The following is a 3,167-nucleotide window of genomic DNA, read 5'->3' on the forward strand; positions in this document are numbered from 1 at the left end:
ATTCCCTGATAGCTCAGTCGGTAGAGCGACGGACTGTTAATCCGCAGGTCGCAGGTTCGAGCCCTGCTCGGGGAGCCACTAGATTCAAGCACTTAGCCCACCTACACGGTGGGCTTTTTGTTTTAGCCCGTCTTTTTGCTGCATTTTTGCTGCACTGTGTTGCAGCCCGATGCAATATGCCTGCGTTTTATTTCCTGCAACTTCGCTATACGCCAATCCATCCATTTGGAGAATCAGTATGGCAAGTATCACCCGTCGGGGTCCATTTCAGTTCCAGGCTATTGTCCGCCGCAAGGGCTACCCCACCCAAACCAAAACTTTTGAAACGCGTAACGAAGCAGAAGCATGGTCTCGCTCGATTGAGTCAAAGATAGACGTCAATCAGTTCCGTGACCGTCGCGAGCTGGAAACGCTCACGCTGGGCAACCTGTTGCAGCGCTACCTGAAAGAAGTCACACCTACAAAACGTGGTGCTGTCCAAGAAGGCAACCGCATCAAGCAGTTGCTCAGGCATCCGCTGGCACTGCGACCGCTGTCGACTTTGCGTGCCAGTGATTTTGCCAGCTATCGCAATGAACGGCTGGAGAACCATCGCGCCAATACCGTGCGTCTCGAACTGGCATTGCTCTCTCACCTGTACACCATCGCCATTCGCGAATGGTCGCTCCCCCTTGAGCATGAGCTGAAAAAAGTCAACCGTCCGAAAGCCGACCCTGGCCGTGAACGCCGACCGCAACCGGGGGAGCTGGCGCGCCTGCTTGCAGCCATCAAGCAACAAGATGGTAGTGCCGGACCGGCACTCACCGCCTGTATCGAACTGGCGCTGGAGACAGGAATGCGTGCGGGGGAACTGTTAAGCCTGGAATGGTGCCAGGTCGATTTGGCTTCCGCTGTTCTGTATCTGGACATGACAAAGAACGGCACATCTCGCCTCGTCCCCTTATCCGAAAAGGCCGAGCAAGTTCTGGCTAACCTGCCTCGCAACGGCCGGCGCGTTTTCCCTAATTTTTACGATACATCGGGTCTGGACCGGGTATTCAAACGTGCCTGCAATGCTGCCGGTATCGAAGGACTGCACTTCCATGACCTGCGCCACGAGTCCGCATCGCAGCGTGCACCGCATGTCACCCCACAAACGCTGGCCAAGCTTTATGGCTGGAAGAGTTTGCAGATGGCCATGCGCTACTACAACCCCCTGCTTTCCGAGCTGCATGCCGCCATTGGCCGGACATCGCCACTCACTCCTTATTAATAGGTATATGCCCAGCGCCGCTGCCATTTGCGCGGCGCTGTCTTGGCGAGGACATCTCATGCGCTCAACAGGAAAGTGCGGCTCCGCACACCCATCAAAAGCAAACCATGGCAACGCACAGGCCCTGCCACCTGCAGTACGGGAACTGGCAGACCTGCTGGCTGAACTGGCATGTCAGCAACTCAACCCACAACCCTCCTCTCGGGTTGAAGTAGCACCATCAGGTCAGAAAGGAAATTGCCCATGACAACGGCCGCAATCTACGCACGGTATTCGTGTGAAAAGCAAAATGAAACCTCTCTGGAAGACCAACTCCGCCTCTGCCACGAACTTGCTCAGCGGCATGGACTTGATGTCCGGCAAGACCTCATCTTTACTGATGCCGCCACCCCCGGCGTATCCAATACGGCTCACAAGCGCACGGGATATCAGGCATTTCTTAAAGCGTGGCGACATGGTGAGTTCGATGTCTTCATCATTGATGAAGCCTCGCGTTTGTCACGTGACGGTGTAGAACTGGCACAAATCGCCAAACTGCTGGAAAGCCGTAAGGTCCGCATGCTCTGTTGCTCCGGGTTGGATTCACATGCAGCCGGGTGGGAAATGTACTTTGCCATGGAATGCATGCTTGCCCAGAACGAAGGCCGCTTCATGCGACATCGCATGGGTCGGGGCATGCTGGGGCAATTGATTCGAGGTTACATGGTGGCAACGCCCGCCTATGGCTACGACCTGCAGCGTGAATTTGATGCGCAAAACAACCGAATCGGCAGTCACTGGATAATCAACGCCAAGGAGGCCGCGATTGTGCGTGAGGTATATGCACGCCGTGCATCGGGCCAGTCCATGCAGCAGATTGCTGCATGGCTGAATACCGAGAAAATTCCTTGCAGCCGTAATGCGCTGACTGCGGGTGGTGGCTACTGGCGACCTGCTCGGGTGCGGAACTTGCTGAGCAATACCATCTACCGCGGCATATTTACCTGGCACGGTTCGAAAACCTACGCTTATCGCGCAGCAAAACGCGGTATCGAAGTCGAGATGCAATTGTTCGTGCGGCCTGAATTACGTCTTGTCAGTGACGATACATGGCATCAATGCAACCAGAAAACCCCAAGTCAGACCAACCATGCCAAAGACAAGCATCCGCTGGCAGATCTGATTCGCTGTGGGTGCTGTGGTGGCACGCTGGTACTGTCAGCGCAGTCACGCTGCCGCTCACTGTACTGCGCCAACTGCACGGTGGCGCAAGGTGCGGATGTTGGTGGGGTGCGCCAGACATCGACGTTTGCAGTCAAGGGCGCGGAAAAACTGATCCTGCATGCTTTAAGCCATTTCCTCACCCCTGCCTTTATGGACGCATTCAGGAACGCCTTGCAGTTGAGACTGACAGGCCAGCAACGACAACAGCTTGAAGATTGCAAAATGCGCCTTGACCAGTTCACACGTACTCAAGAACGCCTGTCGCATATGCTGGTTGCCATTTCCGAGGATGACTTGCTCTTGCTGCAACGCTATGAAGAGACCCGTGCGAAGGTAAAGGAAACACGTATACAACTTGCCGAGTTGGAAGCAGCACAGCAGGATCTCGACATGAAAGCCATGCAATTGCAATCAGAAGTCGACCCCAAAGCTTTGCTCGATACACTGCTACAAGCTGACTTTGCGCCAGACCACACCCGCGCCTTGTTAGCACGACTGTTTCCGGTCATTCGCTTTGATGGCAGACCAACACGTTACAGCCTGGATTTTTATATCGAGTTTGCCGCTGGTGCCACGCTCACGCAGCCCAGCCGCAGGAAAGTAACTGACAAGGGAGGCCACTCAATGCAATGCCGGTTGAAGTACATGCACAGGGGCAAGCTCGAGCCAGACCAGCGCTGGTCGGTGGTTGAGAGGTAAGAGGCCTGGCAAG

General features: G+C 55.2%; 2 protein-coding genes and 1 tRNA gene. All 3 read left to right on the top strand.

Annotated elements, in window-relative coordinates; translation table 11 throughout:
* Positions 1-2: 2 nt before the first annotated feature.
* A tRNA-Asn gene (locus tag HWX34_RS20920) sits at positions 3-78 on the top strand.
* 160 nt (positions 79-238) lie between these two features.
* On the top strand, positions 239-1,252 hold the full coding sequence (locus HWX34_RS20925) for a site-specific integrase (RefSeq protein WP_178974123.1): 1,014 nt from the start codon (positions 239-241) through the stop codon (positions 1,250-1,252).
* A gap of 243 nt (positions 1,253-1,495) precedes the next feature.
* Positions 1,496-3,154, top strand: a complete 1,659-nt coding sequence (locus HWX34_RS20930) for a recombinase family protein (RefSeq protein ID WP_178974125.1) — start codon at positions 1,496-1,498, stop codon at positions 3,152-3,154.
* The last annotated feature ends 13 nt before the right edge of the window (positions 3,155-3,167 follow it).

Origin of the sequence: Aquitalea sp. LB_tupeE, assembly GCF_013391415.1 — a bacterium.
GTDB lineage: Bacteria > Pseudomonadota > Gammaproteobacteria > Burkholderiales > Chromobacteriaceae > Aquitalea.

Excerpts from the sequence above, each read along its gene's own strand:
- HWX34_RS20925 (WP_178974123.1), top strand. The coding sequence starts at position 239 with ATGGCAAGTATCACCCGTCGGGGTCCATTTCAGTTCCAGGCTATTGTC.
- HWX34_RS20930 (WP_178974125.1), top strand. The coding sequence starts at position 1,496 with ATGACAACGGCCGCAATCTACGCACGGTATTCGTGTGAAAAGCAAAAT.